Genomic DNA, 22320 nt, shown 5'->3' on the forward strand with positions numbered 1-22320 from the left:
CGGATCATTCCAAAAGAGTCATGTGTCGACCGTGACGGGAGACCTAGTTTGAGATGCGTCGCCGTGCCGGCGGCAGCGGACGGGTCCATCCAGTGCACCGAACCCAGGAGGCTGTGGGATGACGACGAACACGATGCGACAAGCAGGCGGGGCCACCGAGACGCGCGGCCTGCGGGGCGTGGCCGTCATCGGCCTGCTCCTGATCGTCTTCGGCGCGATTCTCGCCGTTGCCGGCGTGGTGACCTGGGTCGCGGTCGGGAACGAGCTCGGCGCCGAGAAGATCACGGTCTCGGAGGACGCGGCCCGCTTCGCGGGCGCCACTGTGGACACCCCCTGGGAGGCCTACACCGAGGCGGAGGTGATCCAGAAGCACGCGATGGAGGCGTCCGGCGGGAAGACCTACGCCGAGCTCGACCAGACGGACCCGAAACGCTCGACGGTGATGACCGCCTCGTTCCTGCGGGCCTCGCTCTTCACGTCCGTCGTCGCCTTCGGTGTGGCGCTCATGGCCGCGGCGCTGGGCGTCGGGTTCATCCTCACTGGGTTTGCCCTGAGGCGGGTTGCCCGACGCGCCGACGTCGTCTGACCCGAGTCAGCTGGAGGCGCAGCAGTCGGTGTCGCGGTGCGCGCTGTCTCGCGGTGAGAGGGGCTGGTCATGCAGGCGGTGACGGTGATTCCGGGCGTAGCGGGGTCCGCCGCCCTGGAGGACGTGCCGGACCCGGCGGCTGACGTCGGGCCCGTGCTCGTCGAAGCGCTGGCGGTGGGCGTGTGCGGGACCGATGCGGAGATCGCCAACGGCGCGTACGGGTGGGCCCCACCGGGTGAGGAGCGGCTGATCCTCGGGCACGAGTCCCTGGGCAGGGTGCTGGACCCGGGTCCGACGCGACTGGCCGTCGGTGAGCACGTCGTGGGCATCGTCCGGCGTCCCGACCCGATGCCCTGCCCCAGCTGTGCCGTCGGCGAATGGGACATGTGCTCCAACGGGCTCTACACCGAACGCGGCATCAAGCAGGCGCACGGCTTCATGGCCGAGCGCTGGAGGAGCGAGCCGGAGTACCTGGTCCGCGTCGACAGACGGCTCGGCACCCTGGGGGTGCTCCTCGAACCGACCACGGTCGTGACCAAGGCGTGGCAGCACATCCTCTCGATCGGCCAGCGCACCTTCTGGGATCCCCAGGTCGTGCTGGTCGTCGGAGCAGGCCCGATCGGGCTGCTGGCCGCCCTGATCGGCGTGCAGCTGGGCAGGGAGGTGCATGTGCTCGACCGGGTCACGACCGGCCCGAAACCCGGGCTGGTCGAGCAGCTGGGCGCCGTCTACCACGTGGGTTCGGTGGCCGACCTGGGACTGCAGCCCGACATCGTCATCGAGTGCACCGGCGTCGTGCCCCTCATCGTCCAGGCTGCCGACGCCGTGGCACCGGGCGGCATCGTGTGCCTCACCGGCATCGGGTCTCCTTCGGACCCCACGGCCGAGACGGCCGCACTGCTCGCCAAGGACGCGGTGCTCAAGAACCTCGTGGTCTTCGGCTCGGTCAACGCCAACCGTCGGCACTACTACCGAGCCGCCCGGGTGCTGGCTCGAGCTGACCAGGCCTGGCTCGAGCAGCTCGTCACCCGCCGCGTCCAGCCCGCCGACGTCGACCGGGCGCTCGCCGGCGAGCCCGACGACATCAAGGTCGTCATGGAGTTCGCGCAGCCATGACAGCGCATTTCGCGTGGCCACCTGAGGCATCGAGGGGGGCACGCGTTCTTGATGCCAGCGTCTCATCACCGCCTTTCAGTGGTGGTGACAGCTGGTCGGGGCCGCGTCGGCTCGCTCGTCGGCGACGGCCCACTGCGCGGTCGGCCGGCCCTCGACCCGCCACTGGTGCTGACCGGCCGGGATCCGGGGCCACCCTGTCGGGCTGTCCTCCCACGCCTCCTGCCGGCCGAAGACGGTCAGGTCCATGAGTCCGTAGCTCCACAGGCCCGCCTCCGTGCCGCGGTCGGTCGTCCAGTACGTCTCGAACACCTGGTCGTCGTCGTCACGCACGTAGCAGGCATGGAACCCGAACTCCCGGCCGGCGACCAGCGAGGCGGAGTCGCGGGCCGAGTACCAGGGCGTCGCGTAGCGGAGGAACTCGGCGTACGGGCTGCTCTCGGCGTAGTCGCCCTCGCAGAACACGGCCACGGTGATGTCGCGGGCGTGGAGGTACTCGGGACGCTGCAGCTGCGACGCGCAGAAGGTGCAGCCCTCGCACTGCTGGGGCCACGGCATCCCGTCGTGCCACATGTGGAAGTAGGCCAGCAGCAGGCGTCGGCCCTCGAAGACGTCGAGGATCGGGGTGCGGCCGGCGGGGCCCACGACCGACGCGTCCGAGGGCACCCGCACCATCGGCAGCCGGCGCCGCTCGGCGGCGAGCGCGTCGCCGGCGCGCGTGTGGGCCTTCTCGCGCACCAGCAGGTCGGACAGCTGCTGCTGCCAGGCGTCGCGGTCGACGACATCGGGGTAGGCCTTCGGCTCGATCGGGCGCACCGGCAGGCGGCGAGAGCTCATCGGGCCGACTCCTTCTCGAGGTCACGGTCTCGGCCGAGGAAGGCGTCGACCTCGGCGACGACGACGGCGTCGGGGACGCCGTGCCACTGGCCGGGCAACACCCGTACCACCGCGTGCGGCAGGGCCTCCCCGAGTGCCCGCGTCGCCTCGAGCAGCACGGGGGCAGTGTGGTCGCTCGCGACGAGCAGCGTCGGGACCGTCACGCCGCGGAACTGCTCCGCGGTGGTCCCGGGCAGGAAGGCGAGCTCGTGGAGCATCGCGGGCGCGTTCGCGAGGTCGAGCGGGCTCGGTGGCGGGAACTGCGCCCGGATCTCGGCCGGGATCCTCGTGACCTCCTCGTCGAACCACTTCCGGGCGTCGGCGGGATCCGCGGCCAGGCGCCGCCTCGCTTCCGCCAGCGGCGCCAGGTCCGGGTCGGCGACGAGGGGCGGCTCCATCAGCAGCAGCCGCGCGACGGGTAGTCCGTTGGCGGCGCCCAGCAGCGCCAGCGTCGCTCCGGAGGAGAAGCCGTAGACCAACGCGTCGGGCCCGGCGAGGTCGAGCACCGCTGCGAGATCGTCGAACTCGCGCTCGACCGCGTAGGTCGTGCCGGGCTCCTCGAGGCTCTCCCCGGTGCCACGGCGGTCGTACGTGAGCACGGTGTACCGCTGCGCCAGGGCCCTGGGCAGGTCCGGCTGCGGCGAGCGCTCGCGGCAGGCCATGACCGGGGAGACCATGACGACGGGCGGACCGTCGCCCCGCCGCGTCCAGGCGATCCGCGTGCCGTCGGGCGACGTCACCACACCATCAACTATGTTTTCCATAGTGCTATGGTTACCATAGTTCTGGTCGTGACGGGAGGGGTCTGGTGCCGAAGGCGACGTACGCACAGCTCGGCGACGCGTGCGCGACAGCCCACGCCATGGAGCTGATCGGCAGCCGGTGGACCTACCCGATCCTGCGCGAGCTGATGCTCGGGCCGAAGCGCTTCAACGAGCTGCTCGCCACGGTGCGCGGCATCACGCCGGCCGTCCTGAGCGGCCGGCTGCGCGAGCTCGCCGCCACCGGGCTGGTCGAGGCCGAACTGGGTGAGCCTGCCTCGCAGCACGCGTACGCGCTGACGCCCTGGGCCACCGAGCTCGGACCGATCCTGCGCGAGCTCGGCCGCTGGGCGCAGGGCTCCCCGGTCCGCGAGGAGGCCGGCGGACTGACGCCCGACGCCGCAGTTCAGGCCATGCTCACGATGGCCAGGCCCGACCTCGCCCCGGCCCCGGGGGAGGTGCAGCTGTACCTACGCGACGACCGCGTCTCCGGCGTCGAGCACCCCTACCGCGTCCGGTGGGATGACACCGGACTGGACGCGGAGCGCGGCACGTGGGCCGACCCGACCACGACGCTGAGGGCCGACTCGTCCACGTGGGCCGAGATCCTCTTCGCCGGTCGCTCCGTGGACGGGAACGCCGAGGTCACAGGAGAGCGGACGCCGGTCGAGGCGCTGCTCGCCTGCTTCCCCGCCGCCTGACACAGCCCTTCAGCGGTGCTCATCACGAACCGCTCGCCGTTCCGACACCGTCGGTCTGCAACGCGGTGTGACATCGTGTTGGCCATGCCGGCCGAGCCAACGATCGAGCTTTCGCGAAGTGACGAGCAGTCCCGCTACGAGGCGCATGTCGACGACCGCCTTGCAGGGTTCGCGGAGTTCATCGTCGCCAAGCAGCTGATCGTCTTCACTCACACCGAGGTGGACCCGGCCTTCGAGGGCAAGGGAGTCGGCTCCGCTCTCGCCCGGTACGCGCTGGACGACCTCCGCGGCAAGGCCGTCTCGGTCCTTCCGCTCTGCCCGTTCATCAAGGGCTGGATCGAGCGCCACCGGGAGTACGCGGACCTCGTCTACGGCGTTCGGCCGAGCACCGTGACGGACTGATGCGGCGCCGGCTCGCCGGGCAGCACACCGGCGTAGCGTCGGCAGCGTGGATCCGCGTGCTGCCAGCGGGTTCAGCCGGGAGGCGGACGCCGCGGGGAAGACCGGAACGGTCCGCCGGGTGCCGCCGCTGGACAGGCTGACGTCGTGACCGACGTTGAGGGCCGCGTGGCAGTGGCCACCGGAACGTCCTCCGGCCTCGGCGCCCAGTTCGCCATGGCGCTGCAGCTCGACGGGCCGTTGCTCTTCCTGTGCAGTGACGCCTCCTCGTACGTCACCGGGCAGACGCTGGTCGTCGACGGGGGCTGGACCGTCTACTGACCGGAGGATGACGCGTGGCCACTCCGCCGAGGAGAGCGCGTCAGTCGGTCGTGGGCGGAGGGGACCCTTCGGCGGCGGCCGTCGCCGCCAACCTCGGCTTGAGGTCCTTGCTCAGCACGGCGAGCACGGCGTCGGCCATGGGGCGGACGTCGACGCCGGCAAGGACGTGGAAGTAGACGTCCCACGTGTCGACCTTCACCGTCGCCCACGCCTGGCACTCATCCTCACGAAGGGGGTTGCCCGGAATGAGGAGGACCTCGAAGGCGAGCGTCGCCACGGTGGCGTCGTGGTGCGCCCTGAACCTCAACGAGAGCGGTTCCTCCGCGCCGCGGTAGCGCCACGACCGTCCCGAACCCGTGAACCCCCACGCGCGCAGGTGCGGGTCGAGCAGGCTGAGGAGCTCGCGGTAGCCGTCCTGCGCGGTCGGCGCGTCCCTGCGGTTGGGCCAGTCCAGCCTGACGTCCCCGGTCTCCTTCGACACCAGGAGCGGAACGGGGAAGGGCCGCACCATCAGGGCATGGGTCGCGCGGTAGACCCGCCACACGTCTCCGAGATCCGCCACCCCCAGCACCGGGCCGCTGGCTGCGCCCCGCGTCGCGACGGCGAGCATCACCGCCTCCTGGGGGCCGGTCACCGGGTGCGGGTCCTCTGAACGGGCCAGCACGGGGTGAGGCGGTCTCGGAGGTGCCGTGACCCGGGGCCACGCCGTGGAGTCCGTGTGCGACAGCAGGGTCTCCAGGGCCTCGGCCACGGACCGTCCGAGCCGGTGCAGCTGTCGGCCATTGCCCGCGTACACGGTCCCGGCAGTGTCGGAGGCGAGGAACATGCGCTCGCTGGGAAGGTCGCCGATCAGGCAGAGGTCGTCGTCGGCGTCGATGCCGGCCATCTCGGGATAGGCGACGTCCCACGCGGCGAGTGCGGCCGGCACGTCGAAGTGGAACGTTCGAGCCTTGCGCTTCGGAGGCCGGGCCCGGCGGGTGACGTGGATGCCGGACACCTGGGCCAGGACAGCGCGGGTGGCGTCGACCGGGCGATAGCCGCCTTGCGTCAGCTCGGCCAGGGGCTCGGCGGTGGGCTTGCCGCCCTCTGGGTCCCAGCCTGTCTCGGCGGCTGCCGGGTCAGCCTCCCCGAGTACAGCGGCGGACTCCGCCGGCTCGCGCGCGCTGCTCATCCGCGAAGGCTAACCGCGCGGGTACGCGTCCGGGCGCTGCAGCATCACCCGAAACCGGCGTCCGGCAGCTGTCGCGGCGCCTCTGGTGCACGGGTCCTGAGCCCTGGGTTCCGGCGATACTGGCGGGGTGACTCACTCTGCTGCGGGCGGGCTCGCGCTGGTGCTCATCGTCGCGGTGGCCAGCGTCTGGGTGCTGACGGATGCACGGTCACGTGCGGAGCGCGGCCGACCGGTCACCATGACCGTGCTGGGCCTGACCGTCGACCGGCCGGAGGTGTGGGCGGCGCTGTGCCTCGTGGTCGTCCTCGTCTTCCTGCCCCTGTACCTCACCGCTCGAAGCGTCGACTGACGCGGCCGGACGACACCGTCAGGCCGCCGTCGGCGAACCTTCACTGGGCCAGCATGATCCCGACGAAAAGCGTTGCCAGCGCGGTGAGTCCGGTCAGCGCCCCGAAGATCGCCATGGCCTTGCGCGACGCCACTCGAGCGTGCAGGAAGGCCGTGGCACCCGAGGCGATCACCAGCGTGTACTTGACCATCAGGGTGCGCTCGTAGGCCGGCCCCTTGTCACCCTCGGCCACGACGTTCCAGACGCCGGTGAGCAGCAGGACCCCGAACGCCGGCCAGGCGACGCGGTTGAAGGCGTTGGCCGCCGCCTTCGGCACCTCGGTCCCGGCCGCCCGAAGCGCCGGCACCAGGGCGGCGAGGGTGATCTGGCCCCCGACCCACACCGTGGCGGCCAGGACGTGCAGGAACAGGCGCAACGTCTCGACGGTGACAGCGTTCATGCTGCCCAAGCCTGCCAGTGCGGCGTCGGGGCCCTCGGGCGGGTCACTCCTCCAGGCGAAGGTGCTGCGCGACCGTGAGCCAGGCGTGGTCACGCTCGTCGGCCGCCCATCGACTCCCGGACAGGACCACCTGCGCGAGCCGGTCACCGGCCACGAGGAAGGCGACGTCGACGAGGCCGGTCTCCGTACCGACCGAAGCGGTGCGCATCGCTACGCCGTTGACCACCCGCTCGGTGGCCGGGGCGCAGGTCGCGAAGGCGTGCTGCTCGAACGCGACCGCACCGAGCGGGTCGCCGGGCGCCAGGTCGTACTCGGCATACGTGAATGAGCGCTTCGGCTCGGCCGGTGTGCGCCCGTCCGCGGTCGACTGCGTCCGGGCCGAGGACGTCCCCTCGACCACCCTGACCTGAGGAGCGCCGAACGTCAGGAGGAACTCCGTGGGGTCGGGCTCGGCCCACGTCGAGGCGTCCCGGCAGCTGAACCTCTTCACCAGCGTCGGGTGGCAGCGGGCGTCCGACGCGTCACGCCCCGGCCGGACGAGGCGCACGGCCACGACACCGGGGAACGCCGCCGGAATCAGCTGCGGCCCAGGCAGATTGCTGCGCCGACCGTCGAGCCGCTCGTCCGCACACTCCACCGACTCGGGAACGACGGTCATCCCGTCGATCGCGGTCATGAACGGCTCAGGGTTGGTCGGCTGCGCCGTGCCCACGAGGCCAGGAGGCGTCGCCGTGGTGCAGGCCGACAGGATCACCGCGGCCACAGCAAGGATGGCGCCGCCGACGGCTCCGGCCACGTGACCGCGCGAGTCCCCACCGGACGCGCGAACCAGTCCGCCCAGCCGCGACGTCGTGCGCCGTCTGGGCGGCCCGTCGCCGCCGGTGCCCACCGGTCCAGACTAGACGCGGCGCGCCCAGCGGCTGCGCGCCCTCAGCGGGGCAGTTGGCCGGGGTGGGTCGACCTGCGGGTGGTTGCCGCTGACGCGTGGTCGGCGAGCGCCGCTACATCCCCAACGACCCGCTGACGTTGTCGCGCAAGCTCTTCATCATCACGAGCTCCTGGGTGCCGCATCGCTGACAGACGAGCATCCCCTTGTCTCCGGCCTTCACGCGGAACATGTGGCCCATCACCCAGCACGGGAAGTTCCTGAGTCTCATCGTCCGACCTCCTTGGTGAGGCGCTGCCGCCCTTGATGGAGCAACTCTGCGCCGGGCCGCCGGGCCTGTCTGTGCGCGCGGCGACACAGCCCGGACCAGCCATCGATCGGGGCGTCGACCGGTCGCAAAAGGGGAGGCGTCAGCCGTTTCGCCAACGGCCGGTCACGCGCGGCAGCCGCTGTCAGAATCGATGCAGACGTTGGCACTCGAGTGTTGACCAGGGGGCAGCCATGACTCGCCGACTCAGCAGCGGATGCGCGGTCGCCGCCCTCGCCGTGGTCCTCGGCGCGGGCGGGTGCCAGTCGGGCGATGAGCCTGCCGATCTCCCCGGCCCGTCGAGCACGTCCTACACCTTCACCGTCGACCCTCCGTCCACCGTCGTGACGACGGACAGCGAGACAGACACGCCACCGCCACCACCTCACACGGACTGCCTCCCGGCCACCCCGGTCGAGCTCGACCTCGGACCGTTCCTGCGGGCCTGCGCCGTCACGCCGACCCACTGGACCATCACGAACACCTCGCGAACGGTCATCGCATTGTCGGCCGCTGCCGGCTCCGTGTTCCCCCGGGTCACCACGCAGTCGGACGCGTCGGCGGGCTCCCGGGCTGACGTGTCGGAGCTCCTGTCCGGCATCTACGACCTGTACCGCTCGAGCGATCCGCAGCATCGCTGGCTCCAGCCCGATGCCACCGTGGATGTCTGGTGGCCCGGCGACACCCCGGGCACCTTGGCGTACCAGCCGACACCGGCCGACTCGGCGGCCATGAGCGCGGCCTCGGCCCTCGTGGAGTCGGCGATCGACGACTGGGACACGACCCCCGGCCGGGTCACACCCGAGGACGTGCTCGGCTGCTACGAGGGGGTTCGCGACCTCGCCGACTCGGCCGCCAAGGGCCAGCTCGCTCCGACGCTCGACACCTGGAACACCGCTGTCGACGGTGGGCTCACCGCGCACACGTGCCTCGATCTCATCCCCGAGCAGACGAGGGACGAGCTCAAGGGGTCGATCGTCAAGGCCGGACAGGAGACGTGGTCGGAGGTCGTCTCGCGCTGGCACCAGCTGTTCTCGATCGCCGTCAAGCGCTGACTTCAGGTCGGCGCGCGTCAGGACCTGAATCCGGTCGGGCGGAGAACCCGTGCTGGGACGCCGGCGGCGACGGTGTCGGCGGGCACGTCCTTCGTCACGACAGCTCCGGCTCCGACGATGGCGCCGTCGCCGATCGTCACGCCCGGCACGACGGTGACGCCGGCGCCGAGCCAGACGTCGCGGCCGATCACCACCGGCGCGGGGGTCATGTCGGCCCGACGCGTCGGGTCGGCGGCGTGGTCGAGCGTCGTCAGCGTGCAGCCGTGACCGATCAGGGTGCCCGGCCCGATCGTGATGCCGCCGGTGTCCTGGAACCGGCAGCCCATGTTGACGAACACGCCCTCGCCGAGCGTCAGGTTCTTGCCGAACTCGCTGTGGAACGGCGGGAAGACCGTGACCGACGCGGCCACGGCCTTCCCGGTGAGCCGCGCCAGCAGCGTCCGCACCTCATCCGGCGTCCGGTAGGCGCCGTTGAGCTCGGCCACGACGCGCAACGCGTCCTGCGCCGCCCCGTGCATGAACTCGTGCGCCGCCGACCCGCCCTCGATGACGCGTCCGGCGTCGACGTGGTCAAGGAACTCCTGCAGGTCCACGCGTCACTCCCTTCCGGCGGCCGGGCGAGCCGGCACTCCAGCGCAGCCGCTCACAGCGTCAGCAGCACCTTGGTGGCGGTGCGCTCGTCCATGGCCGTGTAGCCCTGCGCGGCCTCCTCGAGCGGGAGGGTGAGGTCGAAGACCTTGCCCGGGTTGATCTTCCGGTCCCAGATCAGCTGGATCAGGTGCGGCAGGTACTCGCGCACCGGGGCGGGGCCGCCGTGGAGGTGGACGCCGGCCATGAACAGGTCGCCGCCCGGGATGGCGACGTCGTGCGAGACGCCGACGAACCCGACGTGGCCCCCGGGACGCGTCGACCCGATGGCCTGCATCATCGCCTCCTGCGTGCCGACGGCCTCGATGACCGAGTGCGCGCCGAGCCCGCCGGTCAGCTCCTTGACGCGCGCCACCCCGGCGTCGCCGCGCTCGGTGACGATGTCGGTCGCGCCGAACTCGCGGGCGAGCGCCTGCCGGTCGGCGTGCCGGCTGAAGGCGATGATCCGCTCGGCCCCGAGCTCACGCGCGGCCAGGATGCCGAGCAGCCCGACCGCCCCGTCGCCGACGACGGCCACGGTCTTGCCCGGGCCCGCCTCGGCGGCCACCGCCGCGAACCACCCGGTGCCGAGCACGTCGGAGGCCGCCATGAGCGAGGGGATGAGGTCGGCGTCGGGCTGCCCCGGCGTCGCGACGAGGGTGCCGTCGGCGAGGGGGATGCGCGCCAGCTCGGACTGCGTGCCGATCGTCCCCATGAGGACGCGGTGCGTGCAGTACGCCTGGTAGCCGGCCTGGCAGATCTCGCAGGTGTTGTCCGAGGCCCAGAACGACCCGACGACGAAGTCGCCGACCTTGACGGTGCGCACTTCGGAGCCGACCTCCTCGACGACGCCGACGTACTCGTGCCCCATGACCTGGTGGTCGACCGGCTCGGCGCCGCGGTAGGGCCACAGGTCGCTGCCGCAGATGCACGTCGCCGTGAGGCGGATGACCGCGTCGGTCGGCTCGATGATCCTCGGGTCCTCGCGCTCCTCCACGCGCACGTCGCCGGGTCCGTACATGACAACTCCACGCATCGCGTGAACTCCTTCAACTCGCTTCTCGCGGGCCGGTGCCCGCCGGGGCCGAACAGGCCCACCCGACGAGTGAAGCCCGCGCCGAGGAGAAGGGGGAGTCCCTGTCGAGGGACGTACTGACAGGGCACCTCTCACGGCTCGGCCGACGCGTCGACCCGGCCTAGTCTCGAAGGCGTGGACAACCGCCAGGAGGTGCGCGAGTTCCTCATGACCCGCCGCGCCCGCATCACCCCCGAGCAGGTCGGGCTCCCCGCCGGCCGCGGCCGACGCGTGCCCGGCCTCCGCCGCAGCGAGGTCGCCACGATCGCCGGCCTGAGCGTCGAGTACTACGCCCGCCTCGAGCGCGGGCAGATCGCCGGGGCGTCGACGGGCGTGCTCGACGCGCTCGCCCGGGCCCTGCAGCTCGACGACACCGAGCGCGCCCACCTGCTCGACCTCGCCCGCGCCGCCGACGGCATCCCCACCTCCGGGCGTCCGCGTCGACGCGCATCGGGCAAGCCGGCCTCCCGGCCCAGCCTGCAGTGGGCGCTCGAGTCGATCCGCGACGGGGTCGCCTTCGTCCGCGACCCGCACCAGAACCTGCTCGCCACCAACGCCCTCGGGCGCGCCTTCTACTCGCCGGTCATCGGCGAGGGCGGGCGGATGCCGAACCTCGCCCGGTTCCAGTTCCTCGACCCAGCCTCGCGCGAGTTCTACCCGGACTGGGACCGCTTCGCCGAGATGTGCGTCGGCATCATGCGCGCCGAGGCCGGCCGCGACCCGCACGACCGCGGTCTGCAGGACCTCGTCGGCGAGCTGTCCACGCAGAGCGAGGTGTTCCGACGCCTGTGGAGCGCCCACGACGTGCGCACCCACGGCACCGGAACCAAGCGGTTCACCCACCCCGTCGTCGGCGAGCTGACCCTCGCCTACGAGGAGCTCGCCATCACTGCCGAGCCCGGCCTCATCCTCATGGTCTACACCGCCGAGCCCGGCTCACCCTCGGCCGAACGGCTCCAGCTGCTCGCCTCCTGGGCGGCCTCGACGCCGGCGCCCACGGCCACCACCGACACCGCGATCCCCAACGGCTAGAAGGAAACCCATGCAGATCACCCGCAGCTCGGTCGCCACCGTCAAGGGCCCGAGCGACTGGTTCACCGGCGACGTCTACATCGACGCGGTCGCAGCGGCCCCGGCGCCGTCACGCGTCAGCGCCAACCTCGTCCACTTCATGCCGGGCGCCCGCACCCACTGGCACCGCCACCCGCTGAGCCAGACCGTCTTCGTCACCGAGGGCGTCGGCCTCTGCCAGCGCCGCGGCGGGCCCGTCGAGGTCATCCGCCCCGGCGACCGCGTCCTGTTCGAGGCCGACGAGGAGCACTGGCACGGCGCCGCCCCCAACCGGCTCATGGTCCACGTCGCCATCAACGAGGGGGACGCCGACCACGACGTCGTGCACTGGCTGACGCCGGTCACCGACGAGGAGTACGCCGCCGCCCCAGCCACCGACGCCTGACGACCACCTGGGCCGGTGGGCGCCGCCCCACGCCGTCGGTTCGACGACGCTCTCCGAATGGCCCGAGGAGTCTCGCGAACCTGAGCGAAACCTGAACGTGCGGGAATCCCTTGCGGCTTCGTCGCCCGTGCGATGGTGAGTTCTGCCGGACTGGCCCTTCGGGGTGGACCAGCCAGGTGTGTCCCCGGGCTCGACCGGGCACCGGGGGTGCGTCGCCGGCCCACCCGGCCGGCACCGGCCCCGCGCCATGGCGCGGGGAGGGGGCCACATGCGCCACCGCAGAGGGATCCACCTGTTCACCGTCTCCGCCGTCTCGGCCGGCGCCCTGGTCCTCGGACCGACGCTGCTGAGCGCGCAGGCATCGACCGTCGTCCGCACCGACACCCCGGTCTCGGTCGACGCGCCGTACGTCAAGGCCAACGGCAGCGCCATCACGCCCGGGGACGCGATCTCCGCGTGCGGCGCGAACCGTCGCCAGCAGAACGAGCCGTCCGCGGCCGTCGACGCGCGCAACGCGTCGATCGTCGTGGCGGGCTCCAACGACTACTGCACCGTCGAGATCGCCGGCGGCACCTGGACCGGCTTCTACCGCAGCACCAACTCCGGTGCCACGTGGACCGACAGCCTGCTCCCCGGCTACCCGACCGACACCTCGCCCGAGGGCAAGGCCAGCCCCCTGCAGCAGGCCGGAATCACCAATGCCGGTGACCCCGTCCAGGCGTGGGACACCCAGGGCCGCCTCTTCTACATGGGCAACGCCTTCAACCGCGTCGCGCCGCAGAACGGCGACGTGTGGGTGGCCACCTACGACCAGGACGCCGCGCACTACGTCCGCACCGTCATCGTCGGCAAGGCCGGCCCGGCCCTCAACGGCCGCTTCAACGACAAGACCTCCATCGAGGTCGACCGCGGCGTCAGCAGCCCGCACCAGGGCAACGTCTACGCCGCGTGGAGCCTCTTCCAGGGCATCAACGGCAACAACTCGATCCAGTTCGTGCGCTCGACGAACCACGGCGCCACGTTCAGCCACCCGATGAAGATCTCGACCGGCTCGAAGGACGTACAGTTCGCCGACATCGCCGTGACGAGCAACGGCACCGTCTACGTCGCCTACCGCCAGTCCGAGTCCAACCGCGGCAAGCAGGAGAGCTCGATCCAGTACGTCGTGTCCCGTGACGGCGGCGCGACGTTCAGCCCGCCGGCCACGGCCGCCACCTTCGAGCCGTTCGACGCGGCCGACTCCGCGGGTGACCCCGCCGCCGCCGCGGCGGCGCACGAGAAGGCGTACCTGTCCGCCGACGGACCGGAGTCCGAGCCGGGTGAGGACTCGGTGGGCGACAGCCGCGACTGCGGCTCCGGCCCCTTCGCGTGCCAGAGCGGGTTCGTCTTCTTCCGCCACGACAGCCAGCCACGCATCACCGCCGACCCGAAGGCCGCGAACCAGAACGTCTACCTCGTGTACGACGCGACGATCCCCGGCACCGAGCAGGCGTCGCAGACCACCTACAACACGGCCGATCCGTCGGGCACGACCCTGCGCGTCGGTCAGGGTGGCGTCTACTTCGCGATGATGAGCGGCGGCGGATGGTCGGCACCCAAGCTCCTCGCACCGTCGGCGCGGGGGCACCAGTTCTTCCCCGACATCAACGCCGACGGCGGCGTGCTCCACGCGGTGTGGCACGACAGCCGCAACGATCCCGCCTACAGCGTCCAGTACCCGCCGGGCAACAACGGCGCCGTGCGTGACGCCGCCGGCTTCGCCGCCGCGACGGCGGGCCTCGACACCTACGCTGCGTCGTCGACGAACGGCGGCAGCAGCTGGGCCGCCGCGCGCCTGTCGGTCAGCAGCCAGATGCCGAACTACGAGATGTTCGGTGACCGACGCGTCCCCTTCCACGGCGACTACAACTACGTGTCGTCCGTGGGGTCGTTCGCCTACAACGTGTGGACCGACACCCGGCAGGTCGCGCCCGGTGACGACCCCCGCTACGCGGGCGGCGTCGGGTTCGACGTGCTCCAGTGCCGCACGCAGGACTCGACCGGCACCTGGTCGGCAGACACTTGCCCCAACGCGGGCGGGCTCGACCAGGACATCTTCGGCGCCGCCACCACCGGCTGACGCCTGGACCCACGCCTGTGCCGCGGACACCACCCCGGTGTCCGCGGCACACCGCGTTCCCGGCCACGGATCACACCCGAGGTCAGGGGCTTTCGGACCTCTCGAGGTGGAGCGTGCGGCCGAGCGCCGTGACGATCTCCTCGTCGGAGAACCCGAGACCGCGGACCCGCGCCACGAACTCGTCCGCGATGCCGCCGAGCAGCACGCGTCGGTCCGTGGTCGAGGCCTGGCCCGTCGCGACACGGGTGCCGCCGCCCCGCCGCGACACGAGACGCCCCTCCTGCTCCAGCTCGCGGTACGTGCGCGCCACCGTGCCGACGGCGATCCCGAGGTCGCCCGCGAGCTGGCGCAGCGGAGGGAGCCGGTCGCCGGGCGCGAGTCGTCCAGCCGTGATGAGGTCCGCGAGCTGGCGACGCAGCTGCTCGTACGGCGGCGTCGGGTCGTCGGGGTCGAGGTGCAGGACGAGGCTCAACGTGGCTGCCTCTCGGGCGTGAGCTCGACTGCGGCCACAGGCTTTCCACCCGCCACGACACGGCTGACGAACCAGCCGAGGAGCACCACCGCCACGGGCACCGAGGCGAGCAGGAGCCAGCCGACCGGGGCCATCCAGATGCTCCGGCAGTCCATCCGGAGCAGCGCGGTGGAGGCGAAGAAGGCGACGCCCGCATGGCTCGCTGCCACCGCGGCACCGGACGCGGCGAGCACACGCGTCGTGGAACGGAGGCGCAGCACGTCGTCCCCCACCTCCTCCGGAGCGAACCCGCGCGGCCTGCGCACGACGACGAGTAGGGCCGTCACCGCAGCCACGCCGGTCGCCAGCAGGACGAGGCCCAGCGGCACCGAGTAGAAGCTTCCCGGATACGGGCCCGCGGCGCTGCCGGTGCTGTCGCACACGGCCGACACCTGTCGGCCGGCGCGACCCAGGTCGTCGGCAGATGCCGTTGCGGTCGTCAGCAGGAGCGTGGCCACGGTCACCGTCGCGACGCCGACGACGGCGGTGACCAGGTGTCCCGGCAGGTAGTCGGCCAGCCGGCGTGGTGCCAGTGAGGCCGTCCGGACGCCGGCCGGGCGCGACGGACGCACCACGGTCTCGGCGAGGCCCACACCCGCCACGACGAACAGGCCGAGAACGGCGGGCACCAGCATCGTCCCGCGGCCCAGGTCGAGCCGACCGGCGAGGAGGCCTGCCACCACGGCCCCGACGACCACGGCGGCGAGCCACACGACCCGCACCGCCCGCCACTCACGGCTCGGTTCGAGGCCGTCGCCGCTCATCGTGCGTGCGCCGGCGATGACAGCCACCAGTGACAGCGCGCCACCGATGAGGACCACGAGAACGAGCACCGACATGACGAACCCCCTGAGTTTGTGTCACACGCTTGTGACAAGGAGGAGCATGTCGCTCTCGCCGTATTGTGTCAAGCATTCAATACAAAACCGCCGACGGCGCACCACGGGCAACCACTCGGCCGGCGCCCCTGACGTCCGCCACGAGCGGAGTCAGCGCTCCACGACGTGGAACTCGACGCGGTGCACGAGGGTGTCGGCGATGATCGGGCCGGCGTGGGCGGCCCTCTGCCGCAACGACTCCAGGTCCGGTTCGCCCGACGCGCGGACGTCGTCGTCGGTCACGGCCGAGAACGGCAGCACCTCGATCGCGTCGACCTCGATGACGACGCCGGCCGTGGCGTAGCGGCCGCCGACCCTCACCTGCGGACGGCTCCACAATCGGATGGAGACGCTGATGTCACCGCGCGCCACGGCGTCGCGCAGGTCCCGGCTGAACATCACCCCGCCACGTTACGACCCGCTACGACCACGCCCGGACAAGGCGTCCACCTCACGCCATCGGGTCGAACGTGGCCATCCAGCCGCTGCCGAAGGGTCGCGGCGCCGTCAGGTGCCTGCCGCGCCCCACGTAGAGGTAGAGCTGCCTCGTCGCCCGGTCGACGGCGACGAGGTCGGTGAAGCCGTCGCGGTCGAAGTCGCCCACCCCGACGAGGTCGCGCAGCGTGTTCCAGCCGCCGGCCCCGATGCGCACCCGAGACGCGAACCAGCCGTGCCCGGTGCCGCGGTAGAGCCACAGGGCGCCGGTGCGGTTCTCCCGCGCCACGAGGTCGTTGTGCCCGTCCCGGTCGAAGTCACCGACCCCCGTGAGCTCTCCCACGCCGTTCCAGCCTCCGTGGCCGACGAGCCGGCGGGCTCCGAGTGAGGTGCCGCGCCCCGGGTAGAGGTAGAGATTGCCGGTCCGGGCCTCGACGGCGACGAGGTCTGCCCGGCCGTCGCCGGTCACGTCGCCGACCGCCGTGATCTCGCGCAGGCCGTTCCATCCGCTCGCGCCCAGTCGGACCCGGGGGAGGAATCCGTGCCCGGTGCCGCGGTAGAGCCACAGCGATCCGGTCGCGGCCTCGCGCGCCACGACGTCCTCCCGGCCGTCGCCGTCGACATCCCCGAGCCGGGTGATCGCGTTCATCGTGTTCCACCCGGACCTGCCGATGACGACGCGTCCCGTGAGTCCGGTCCCGGTGCCTCGGTAGAGGAGCAGCTGGCCGGTCGAGGACCCGCGCGCGATGAGGTCCGACAGGTGGTCCCCGTCGAAGTCACCGAACGGGTTGGGGCGGGCGCGCCGGTCCCGGACGTAGAGGTCCGGTTCTGCGTGGCCGCCGGGCACGAGGTCAGGCTCACCGGAGTTGAAGGCGACGAACCTGCCGTCGCCACTGAGCGCAGGCGCCTCGCCGCCGCTGTCAGCCGGCTGGCCGAGGGAGGAGAGGCTCACCAGCGACGTGCCGCCCGACACCCGGTCGTGCACGAAGACGCTGACCGTGCCCGCGGGGTTGTGCCCGCCCGGTTCGAAGCTGCCCTCGGAGACGAAGGCGACGACGCGTCCGTCGTCGCTGATCGTGCTCGACCAGCTCGCCGGCCCCTGGTCGGGTGACGTGCTCGGGACGACGCTTATGCCAGTGGTCACACCGGTGGCCCGGTCGTGCACGAAGACGTCCGAGTTCCGGTTCGTGTCACGCGGGTCGAGCGTGGTGGCGTCCGAGTCGAAGACGATGAAGCGACCGTCGGCGCTCAGGCCGCCACCCGAGCTGGCACGGTCGCCCTCCTCGCCGGTCGACGAGACGCTGACCCGGGTGGTCGTCCCCGCGACGCGGTCCCGGACGAAGACGTCTGTGGTGCCGTTGGTGTCGCCGGGAACGAGGTCGCCCGACGCCGACACGAAGGTCACGTACCGGCCGTCCCCGCTGATGCCCGTCACGACGTCCGGGAGCTCGTCGTCCGAGGGCGACTGCCCACCTGAGGCCGAGACGTTGACGCGTGTCGTGGTGCCGGCGCGCAGGTCTCGGACGAACACGTCGCCTGCCTGGTTCGTGTCTCCGGGCACCAGGTCGTCCGAGTCGGAGTCGAAGGCCACGAACCGCCCGTTCGCGCTGATGATCCCGGCCCAGGCGCCCCACCGCGCCTGTCCGCCTCCGGTGCGCACGCTGACTCGTGTGGTCGTACCACGCGACCGGTCACGCACGAAGACGTCGCCGGAGCCGTTTGAGTCGCCGCGGACGAGGTTTTCCGCCGACGACGAGAAGACCACGAGACGACCGTCGGCGCTGATCGACGGGATCGTCGCGAGCGAGTTTGCTTGCGCCCCAGTCGTGCTGACGCTGACCCGGCTCGTGAGGCCTGTCGCGCGGTCACGGACGAAGACGTCCTCGGTGTGGTTGGAGTCCCTCGGCACGAGGTTGCCGGCCCTCGACGCGAAGGCGACGAAGCGTCCGTCCCGGTCGACGTCGGCGTAGTAGCTCGGAGCCCAGGCGACCCGTCCGGCCTGGGCGACGGACACACGTGTCGTCGACCCGCCCGGCGGCGGGTCGGCGTGCGCAACCGGCGGCGCGGCTGCCGCAAGAGTCACTGCAAGACCGGCCCCGACGAGCGTCATCAGGTGCCGGTGCCGGATGTCGGCCATCTGCCACCCCCCCCCGTTCCCCCAACCCTGCTCGTGCACCTGCCCCCACGCTCAGCGCACGCGCCAAGGCTAGGACGCGTGTGGCGGCCCGGTATGCAAAAGCGGGCTATCCCGCCGGGGCGTCCCTCACCGACCGGCGTCGAGGGAGCCCTCGAAGGAGCGCTCGAGGGCGGCGACGGTGTGGCTGCGTTCGCGGGTCACGATGCGCCCGGCGACGGGCCTGAAGAGGCGCGCGAACCCGTACAGCTCGGCCTCGGCCGTGTGGTGCACGACGGTCGAGTCGCCGTCCGTCTCGAACACGTAGCGCGGGCGCGCCTGGGTGAGTGGGCGGCCGAACAGGCTGAAGGTCTCGCTGAACGCGAGCCGGGTCGACGGCACGTGCTCGGTCACCTCGCCGACGAACCGGCCCATCCGCGTCCGGTCGACGTACGTCGTGCCGGCGCGGATCGGTGGCGGTGAGGTCAGCTCCGTCCCGCCGAACACGCCGTCGCGGTGCATCCACTGCCGGTAGCCGGGCAGGTCGGCAAGGCGCTCGAACACCTCGCTCGCCGGCCGGCGGATCACCGTCCGCGACTCGAACCGCACCACGCTCCCAGTCATCAGGCCTCCTCGAGACGGAACGGCGACACCCCAACGCTAGGCACCGTGTCGACGGTCCGCACGCGAACGACCCTGCCCGGTCGGCGACGCCGGCGATGCGCCGGCGGGGATGTCGAATCGCCTGCGCCGGCGGCACCGCTGCGGGACGATCACGAGAGGCGATACGCGGGCATTCCGCAGGTCTGTTCCGGTTTGCGCCGCACCCGGACACGGCACAGGGGGATGGGACATGACGCTGACACCGACCGAGCTCGCGGACCTGGCGAAGAGTCTGGCCGAGACGAGCAAGGCGCTGGCCGACGCCGACAAGGTGCGCGCCGACGCCGAGAAGGTGCGGGCGGACGCCGAGCAGGTCCGCGTCGACGTGGAACAGGACCGACGCCTCCAGCAGAACGCGCTCGATGTCGCGGCAGCGGACCTCGAAACCAAGCGCCTCGCCAACGACAAGGCGCGGTGGGAGGCCCAGGCGGCCAGGACCGACAAGCTGATCGAGCAGATCTCCGGCGCCGTCCCGGACCTCGGCTCACTGTCCAAGAGCTCGGTCACGTTCGCCGAGGGCAAGGCGCTGCGCCAGGGCGAGCTGATCGGGCTGGGGCTCGACAAGGCGGCCGCGGATCTGGCCGAAGCAGTGGCCAAGGCGCTCAAGGCGTCGGCATCCACCGGAGCGCTGTTCATCGTGTCCGACCCGCGCATCGTGACCTCCCTCGCCACCTACTGGCAGATCAAGAACGAAGCCGACACGCTGGTGTCCGCGCTGACCACGGCCAAGAGCGACGCCGCGACGCTGGTCGAACCACGGACCAGGGCGCTGGGCGACGCCGTCGTCGTCGCGGCCGCCGTGGCCGGCAAGGCCATCACAGAAGTGGCCTCGCTCTTCGAGCTCGAGGTGGACGTCACGACGGGCTCCACCGACATCGCCGCCACCTCGGTACAGGCAGCCGTCATCCGGGAGCTGCGCATCCAGATCCCGACTCTCGTGGTCAAGCACCAGTGGGCCCGCGTCATTGCGTCCTCCTCGGCAATCCTCACCGCGGTCAAGGGGCTCGTGGACCTCGACGTCCAGGCCTTCCCCGTCGACGCCGCGCTCGACGGCGCGATCAAGGCGCTGGGCGATCCGGCGTCGGATCTGGCGGCCGCTCAGAAGGACGCCGCCGACGAGAAGAAGTCCGAGGCGGAGCGCCACGCGGCCCGGGACCGAGCCGACAGCGCCAAGCACGACCTCACCCGTCTGAACCTGCTGCAGGCGGCGCGAACCCGCCTGACCGCGGTCGTGCAGAAGGCGAGGGCGTTCGCCGAGCGCATCACCACGACCGCAGCGGGCACGCAGGACAGCCCGCTCGCCGTCGCGCTGTCCGTCGAGCCGCTCACCACCGGGACGGACCCACTGGTGCTCGTCGTCGGAGCCGGCAAGGCCGAGACGTACCAGATGATCGTCAAGCGACGCCTGTTCGCGCCCCGGATCCAGACCAGCACGTCGGTCGAGGTCGACTTCTTCCTCGTCAAGGGCGACCAGGTCCTGACCGCGGGACACCACCAGGCCAGCTCCTCGATCCACGGCCTGATCGCCGCGGAGGGGTCGCGGTGGACCAAGGACGCCGACCTCCCGCACTGAGGTGCGACACGGGGTTGCGCCGTCGTCACGTCATGTCGACGGGTCCGCCAGGCGCGTCACGCCGCGTAGCACGTCCTCGGCCAGGATCCGCCGGGCCTTTCCGGGCTCCTCGAACAGCGGGCTGTGGGCCGAGCGGTCGAAGGTGTAGAAGCCCTTGACCGGCGCCCGAACCCGGTCGAAGTACTCGCGGGCGAGGCTGAGGCAGCACGTGCAGTCGTGGACCCCGTGCAGCAGGTAGAGGGGCACGTCGAGCTCTTGCACCTCCTGGCACAGATCGGTGCGGAGCACCTGGTCCCATCCGGGCATGACGCCCGTCGCGAGCTTGCCCCGCCACAGCCGCACCTTCTCCCCGACGGTGTACTCGCGGCTGGTGAGCGAGGGCCGGACGACGCCGGTGACGACCGAGCGCATGTCGTGCGTCGTGCCGACCCCGAGGCGGTGCATCGCCGTGTCGCGCACCCTCAGGTACGCCGGCGGCGTGCCGTCGGCGTACGTCACCGGCGCGGCCTCCAGCCGGCGCAGCATCCGCCGGTCCCCGCGCTCCCGGTAGCGGGCGACCAGGTACGCGTAGGCGATCCGCTCGGACTCGAGCTGGCGCACCATCTGCGACATCCCGATGTAGGCGTGGAAGCGTTCGGGCGCCCGTGCCGCTGCCTGCAGCCCGAAGAAGGTTCCTCCCGAGTGCGCCATGAGGTAGACGCGGTCCTGGCCGAAGCGCTCGCGCAGGTGGTCGGTGACGGCGAGGGTGTCCGACACGTGCTGCTCCAGCGGGACGTCCCGGGTCGAAGCCGTCGGGTCGTACGACAGCCCCGCCCCACGGCGGTCCCACCACGCGACCGTGAACAGGCTCTCGAGGCCCGTGGGGTAGCGCTGTGTGAGGAAGTACTCCGGCATGCCGCCGTGCAGGTAGAGCAGGACCGGGTTCGCGGGGTCGGCAGCTCGCACGAACATCCCCTGCCGAGAGCCGTCGACGTCCACGTAGGTCTTCTCCGAGAGGCTTCCGGGCACCGGGCGCCCCGCATCGTCGGTGACCGGACGCGGCTCCCCACGGCTCCAGGTCCCCGACGCGCGCAGGGCGGCCGCGGCGAGCGCCGCACCGGAACCCGCCCAGACAACCGCACGCCGCACCTCGCCCACCTCCCGATGTCGAGCGTCGGCCCGCGCCACCAGGAGCAGGCCCCTACGACGAGCATGACAGGGCCGTTGCGGCGTCTGTGTTCGCTGCCGCAGAGAGGGTGCGGCGCCAGCGGTGACGGCGTTCTCGCGATGCCCACCCGAGGCTCCCGGCCCGCCGATACGCTGGACCGGACGGTCGGTTGGGGGCGCCCATGAATCTTCGAGACAACCTCAGACGCATGGTCGGGCACGAGCCGGACCACGGCAGGTCCGACGCCGAGACCGCCCTGGACGTCGCCCGGTACCGGTACCTGCTCCGGGTCGCCTCGCCCCACGTCTTCGAGCTCGTCCACGTCGAGGTGTTCACGCAGCTGCCCGAGGAGACGCGCGAGACCCTCTTCCGCCGGCTGCGCCGCGACCTGCCCGAGGAGCAGATCCCGGTGGGTCCCGAACCGGAGGAGCTCGCCCGAGCCGCCGCGTGGGCCCAGGACGGCGACCCGGCGTACCTGCTGCGGATGTTCCGACGGCCCGCAGAGGCGAGCGATGCAGAGGCGACCGAGCCCGACGCGTCCGCCGGCCGACGGCGCCCGGGCGCCACCACGTACGCCGGGTCGGTGCTCGAGGCGGTCGCACGGACGGCGGCGGGCTCCGAGGCCGCTGCCGAGACGCTGCTCGGCTTCGACACGTCGGTCGAGGCGGCACAGGTGGATCCGACGTTCTACACGCCCCGGTCACCGACACCGACGGATCCCGAACCGCCCATCCCGCGAGGCTGGTAGGGGCAGGCGGC

Annotated in this window: 25 protein-coding genes; 12 read left to right on the plus strand and 13 right to left on the minus strand. The window is 71.9% G+C overall.

The genetic code is table 11. The features are described 5' to 3' along the window. The first annotated feature begins 118 nt into the window (after positions 1-118). Together RY076_RS00520 and RY076_RS00525 are read left to right on the plus strand one after the other, a co-directional pair. The gene (locus RY076_RS00520; protein ID WP_323095363.1) at positions 119-586 is read left to right on the plus strand and encodes an aromatic ring-opening dioxygenase LigA; all 468 of its coding nucleotides are present in this window, start codon (positions 119-121) and stop codon (positions 584-586) included. Between the two features lie 69 nt (positions 587-655). Next, positions 656-1702 carry a glucose 1-dehydrogenase gene (locus tag RY076_RS00525; RefSeq protein ID WP_323095364.1) on the plus strand — a complete coding sequence of 349 codons (1047 nt, stop codon included), beginning with the start codon at positions 656-658 and terminating at the stop codon, positions 1700-1702. Positions 1703-1777: 75 nt separating this feature from the next. Here RY076_RS00525 and RY076_RS00530 read toward each other — a convergent pair whose 3' ends face one another. Next, the gene (locus RY076_RS00530) at positions 1778-2536 is read right to left on the minus strand and encodes a DUF899 family protein (protein ID WP_323095365.1); all 759 of its coding nucleotides are present in this window, start codon (positions 2534-2536) and stop codon (positions 1778-1780) included. Beyond that, positions 2533-3318, minus strand: coding sequence for an alpha/beta fold hydrolase (locus RY076_RS00535; RefSeq protein ID WP_323095366.1), 786 nt, complete (start codon positions 3316-3318; stop codon positions 2533-2535). The genes RY076_RS00530 and RY076_RS00535 overlap by 4 nt, the downstream gene beginning before the upstream one ends. A gap of 65 nt (positions 3319-3383) precedes the next feature. On the opposite strand from RY076_RS00535, the gene RY076_RS00540 reads away from it, so the two are divergent. The 3 genes from RY076_RS00540 to RY076_RS00550 all read left to right on the plus strand — a co-directional run bounded on the left by RY076_RS00540 (position 3384) and on the right by RY076_RS00550 (position 4757). Then, positions 3384-4037 carry a winged helix-turn-helix transcriptional regulator gene (locus RY076_RS00540; protein WP_323095367.1) on the plus strand — a complete coding sequence of 218 codons (654 nt, stop codon included), beginning with the start codon at positions 3384-3386 and terminating at the stop codon, positions 4035-4037. Between the two features lie 84 nt (positions 4038-4121). Next, positions 4122-4439, plus strand: a complete 318-nt coding sequence (locus RY076_RS00545) for a GNAT family N-acetyltransferase (protein ID WP_323095368.1) — start codon at positions 4122-4124, stop codon at positions 4437-4439. A 144-nt stretch (positions 4440-4583) separates the two neighbouring features. After that, the gene (locus RY076_RS00550; RefSeq protein WP_323095369.1) at positions 4584-4757 is read left to right on the plus strand and encodes an SDR family oxidoreductase; all 174 of its coding nucleotides are present in this window, start codon (positions 4584-4586) and stop codon (positions 4755-4757) included. A 40-nt stretch (positions 4758-4797) separates the two neighbouring features. On the opposite strand, the gene RY076_RS00555 is transcribed toward RY076_RS00550, so the two are convergent. Further along, entirely contained in the window at positions 4798-5928 is a 1131-nt protein-coding gene (locus RY076_RS00555) for an SUKH-3 domain-containing protein (RefSeq protein WP_323095371.1), read from the minus strand. Positions 5929-6055: 127 nt separating this feature from the next. Here RY076_RS00555 and RY076_RS00560 point away from each other — a divergent pair, with 127 nt between their 5' ends. Next, entirely contained in the window at positions 6056-6277 is a 222-nt protein-coding gene (locus tag RY076_RS00560; protein ID WP_323095373.1) for a hypothetical protein, read from the plus strand. A gap of 40 nt (positions 6278-6317) precedes the next feature. On the opposite strand, the gene RY076_RS00565 is transcribed toward RY076_RS00560, so the two are convergent. Continuing rightward, positions 6318-6716: a hypothetical protein gene (locus RY076_RS00565; RefSeq protein WP_323095374.1), complete on the minus strand. Its 399-nt coding sequence runs from the start codon at positions 6714-6716 to the stop codon at positions 6318-6320. A 43-nt stretch (positions 6717-6759) separates the two neighbouring features. After that, positions 6760-7479, minus strand: a complete 720-nt coding sequence (locus RY076_RS00570; protein ID WP_323095376.1) for a hypothetical protein — start codon at positions 7477-7479, stop codon at positions 6760-6762. Between the two features lie 624 nt (positions 7480-8103). Between RY076_RS00570 and RY076_RS00575 the strand changes: the two genes are divergently transcribed. Further along, entirely contained in the window at positions 8104-8964 is an 861-nt protein-coding gene (locus tag RY076_RS00575; protein ID WP_323095378.1) for a hypothetical protein, read from the plus strand. 17 nt (positions 8965-8981) lie between these two features. On the opposite strand, the gene RY076_RS00580 is transcribed toward RY076_RS00575, so the two are convergent. After that, the gene (locus RY076_RS00580; RefSeq protein ID WP_323095379.1) at positions 8982-9557 is read right to left on the minus strand and encodes a sugar O-acetyltransferase; all 576 of its coding nucleotides are present in this window, start codon (positions 9555-9557) and stop codon (positions 8982-8984) included. A 50-nt stretch (positions 9558-9607) separates the two neighbouring features. Further along, positions 9608-10627 carry a zinc-dependent alcohol dehydrogenase family protein gene (locus RY076_RS00585; protein ID WP_323095381.1) on the minus strand — a complete coding sequence of 340 codons (1020 nt, stop codon included), beginning with the start codon at positions 10625-10627 and terminating at the stop codon, positions 9608-9610. Between the two features lie 174 nt (positions 10628-10801). Here RY076_RS00585 and RY076_RS00590 point away from each other — a divergent pair, with 174 nt between their 5' ends. The 3 genes from RY076_RS00590 to RY076_RS00600 all read left to right on the plus strand — a co-directional run bounded on the left by RY076_RS00590 (position 10802) and on the right by RY076_RS00600 (position 14241). Beyond that, on the plus strand, positions 10802-11698 hold the full coding sequence (locus tag RY076_RS00590) for a helix-turn-helix transcriptional regulator (protein WP_323095382.1): 897 nt from the start codon (positions 10802-10804) through the stop codon (positions 11696-11698). Between the two features lie 10 nt (positions 11699-11708). After that, on the plus strand, positions 11709-12122 hold the full coding sequence (locus RY076_RS00595) for a (R)-mandelonitrile lyase (protein WP_323095383.1): 414 nt from the start codon (positions 11709-11711) through the stop codon (positions 12120-12122). Positions 12123-12390: 268 nt separating this feature from the next. After that, a complete protein-coding gene (locus RY076_RS00600) occupies positions 12391-14241 on the plus strand; it encodes a sialidase family protein (RefSeq protein WP_323095384.1) in 1851 nt (616 codons plus the stop codon). A gap of 82 nt (positions 14242-14323) precedes the next feature. Here the strand turns inward: RY076_RS00600 and RY076_RS00605 are convergent, their stop codons facing one another. From RY076_RS00605 to RY076_RS00625, 5 genes are all read right to left on the minus strand, one after another. Next, complete coding sequence (locus RY076_RS00605; RefSeq protein WP_323095386.1) at positions 14324-14713, minus strand: GntR family transcriptional regulator; 390 nt, start codon at positions 14711-14713, stop codon at positions 14324-14326. Beyond that, entirely contained in the window at positions 14710-15591 is an 882-nt protein-coding gene (locus RY076_RS00610) for a hypothetical protein (protein ID WP_323095388.1), read from the minus strand. Before RY076_RS00610 ends, RY076_RS00605 begins: the two co-directional genes overlap by 4 nt. A gap of 150 nt (positions 15592-15741) precedes the next feature. Continuing rightward, entirely contained in the window at positions 15742-16029 is a 288-nt protein-coding gene (locus RY076_RS00615; RefSeq protein WP_323096375.1) for an ASCH domain-containing protein, read from the minus strand. Between the two features lie 52 nt (positions 16030-16081). Next, positions 16082-18202: an FG-GAP-like repeat-containing protein gene (locus RY076_RS00620; protein WP_323095390.1), complete on the minus strand. Its 2121-nt coding sequence runs from the start codon at positions 18200-18202 to the stop codon at positions 16082-16084. Positions 18203-18328: 126 nt separating this feature from the next. Continuing rightward, positions 18329-18802, minus strand: a complete 474-nt coding sequence (locus RY076_RS00625; protein ID WP_323095392.1) for an SRPBCC family protein — start codon at positions 18800-18802, stop codon at positions 18329-18331. A gap of 229 nt (positions 18803-19031) precedes the next feature. Here RY076_RS00625 and RY076_RS00630 point away from each other — a divergent pair, with 229 nt between their 5' ends. After that, positions 19032-20414 carry a hypothetical protein gene (locus tag RY076_RS00630; protein ID WP_323095394.1) on the plus strand — a complete coding sequence of 461 codons (1383 nt, stop codon included), beginning with the start codon at positions 19032-19034 and terminating at the stop codon, positions 20412-20414. A gap of 30 nt (positions 20415-20444) precedes the next feature. Here the strand turns inward: RY076_RS00630 and RY076_RS00635 are convergent, their stop codons facing one another. Beyond that, positions 20445-21542, minus strand: coding sequence for an alpha/beta fold hydrolase (locus RY076_RS00635; RefSeq protein ID WP_323095396.1), 1098 nt, complete (start codon positions 21540-21542; stop codon positions 20445-20447). Positions 21543-21769: 227 nt separating this feature from the next. Between RY076_RS00635 and RY076_RS00640 the strand changes: the two genes are divergently transcribed. Next, the gene (locus RY076_RS00640; RefSeq protein WP_323095397.1) at positions 21770-22309 is read left to right on the plus strand and encodes a hypothetical protein; all 540 of its coding nucleotides are present in this window, start codon (positions 21770-21772) and stop codon (positions 22307-22309) included. Positions 22310-22320 lie beyond the last annotated feature (11 nt).

It is taken from the genome of Intrasporangium zincisolvens, from assembly GCF_034724055.1.
GTDB lineage: Bacteria > Actinomycetota > Actinomycetes > Actinomycetales > Dermatophilaceae > Monashia > Monashia zincisolvens.

Excerpts from the sequence above, each read along its gene's own strand:
- RY076_RS00520 (WP_323095363.1), top strand. The coding sequence starts at position 119 with ATGACGACGAACACGATGCGACAAGCAGGCGGGGCCACCGAGACGCGC.
- RY076_RS00525 (WP_323095364.1), top strand. The coding sequence starts at position 656 with ATGCAGGCGGTGACGGTGATTCCGGGCGTAGCGGGGTCCGCCGCCCTG.
- RY076_RS00530 (WP_323095365.1), bottom strand. The coding sequence starts at position 2,536 with ATGAGCTCTCGCCGCCTGCCGGTGCGCCCGATCGAGCCGAAGGCCTAC.
- RY076_RS00545 (WP_323095368.1), top strand. The coding sequence starts at position 4,122 with ATGCCGGCCGAGCCAACGATCGAGCTTTCGCGAAGTGACGAGCAGTCC.
- RY076_RS00555 (WP_323095371.1), bottom strand. The coding sequence starts at position 5,928 with ATGAGCAGCGCGCGCGAGCCGGCGGAGTCCGCCGCTGTACTCGGGGAG.
- RY076_RS00565 (WP_323095374.1), bottom strand. The coding sequence starts at position 6,716 with ATGAACGCTGTCACCGTCGAGACGTTGCGCCTGTTCCTGCACGTCCTG.
- RY076_RS00575 (WP_323095378.1), top strand. The coding sequence starts at position 8,104 with ATGACTCGCCGACTCAGCAGCGGATGCGCGGTCGCCGCCCTCGCCGTG.
- RY076_RS00585 (WP_323095381.1), bottom strand. The coding sequence starts at position 10,627 with ATGCGTGGAGTTGTCATGTACGGACCCGGCGACGTGCGCGTGGAGGAG.
- RY076_RS00595 (WP_323095383.1), top strand. The coding sequence starts at position 11,709 with ATGCAGATCACCCGCAGCTCGGTCGCCACCGTCAAGGGCCCGAGCGAC.
- RY076_RS00600 (WP_323095384.1), top strand. The coding sequence starts at position 12,391 with ATGCGCCACCGCAGAGGGATCCACCTGTTCACCGTCTCCGCCGTCTCG.
- RY076_RS00610 (WP_323095388.1), bottom strand. The coding sequence starts at position 15,591 with ATGTCGGTGCTCGTTCTCGTGGTCCTCATCGGTGGCGCGCTGTCACTG.
- RY076_RS00615 (WP_323096375.1), bottom strand. The coding sequence starts at position 16,029 with ATGTTCAGCCGGGACCTGCGCGACGCCGTGGCGCGCGGTGACATCAGC.
- RY076_RS00620 (WP_323095390.1), bottom strand. The coding sequence starts at position 18,202 with ATGGCCGACATCCGGCACCGGCACCTGATGACGCTCGTCGGGGCCGGT.
- RY076_RS00625 (WP_323095392.1), bottom strand. The coding sequence starts at position 18,802 with ATGACTGGGAGCGTGGTGCGGTTCGAGTCGCGGACGGTGATCCGCCGG.
- RY076_RS00630 (WP_323095394.1), top strand. The coding sequence starts at position 19,032 with ATGACGCTGACACCGACCGAGCTCGCGGACCTGGCGAAGAGTCTGGCC.
- RY076_RS00640 (WP_323095397.1), top strand. The coding sequence starts at position 21,770 with ATGGTCGGGCACGAGCCGGACCACGGCAGGTCCGACGCCGAGACCGCC.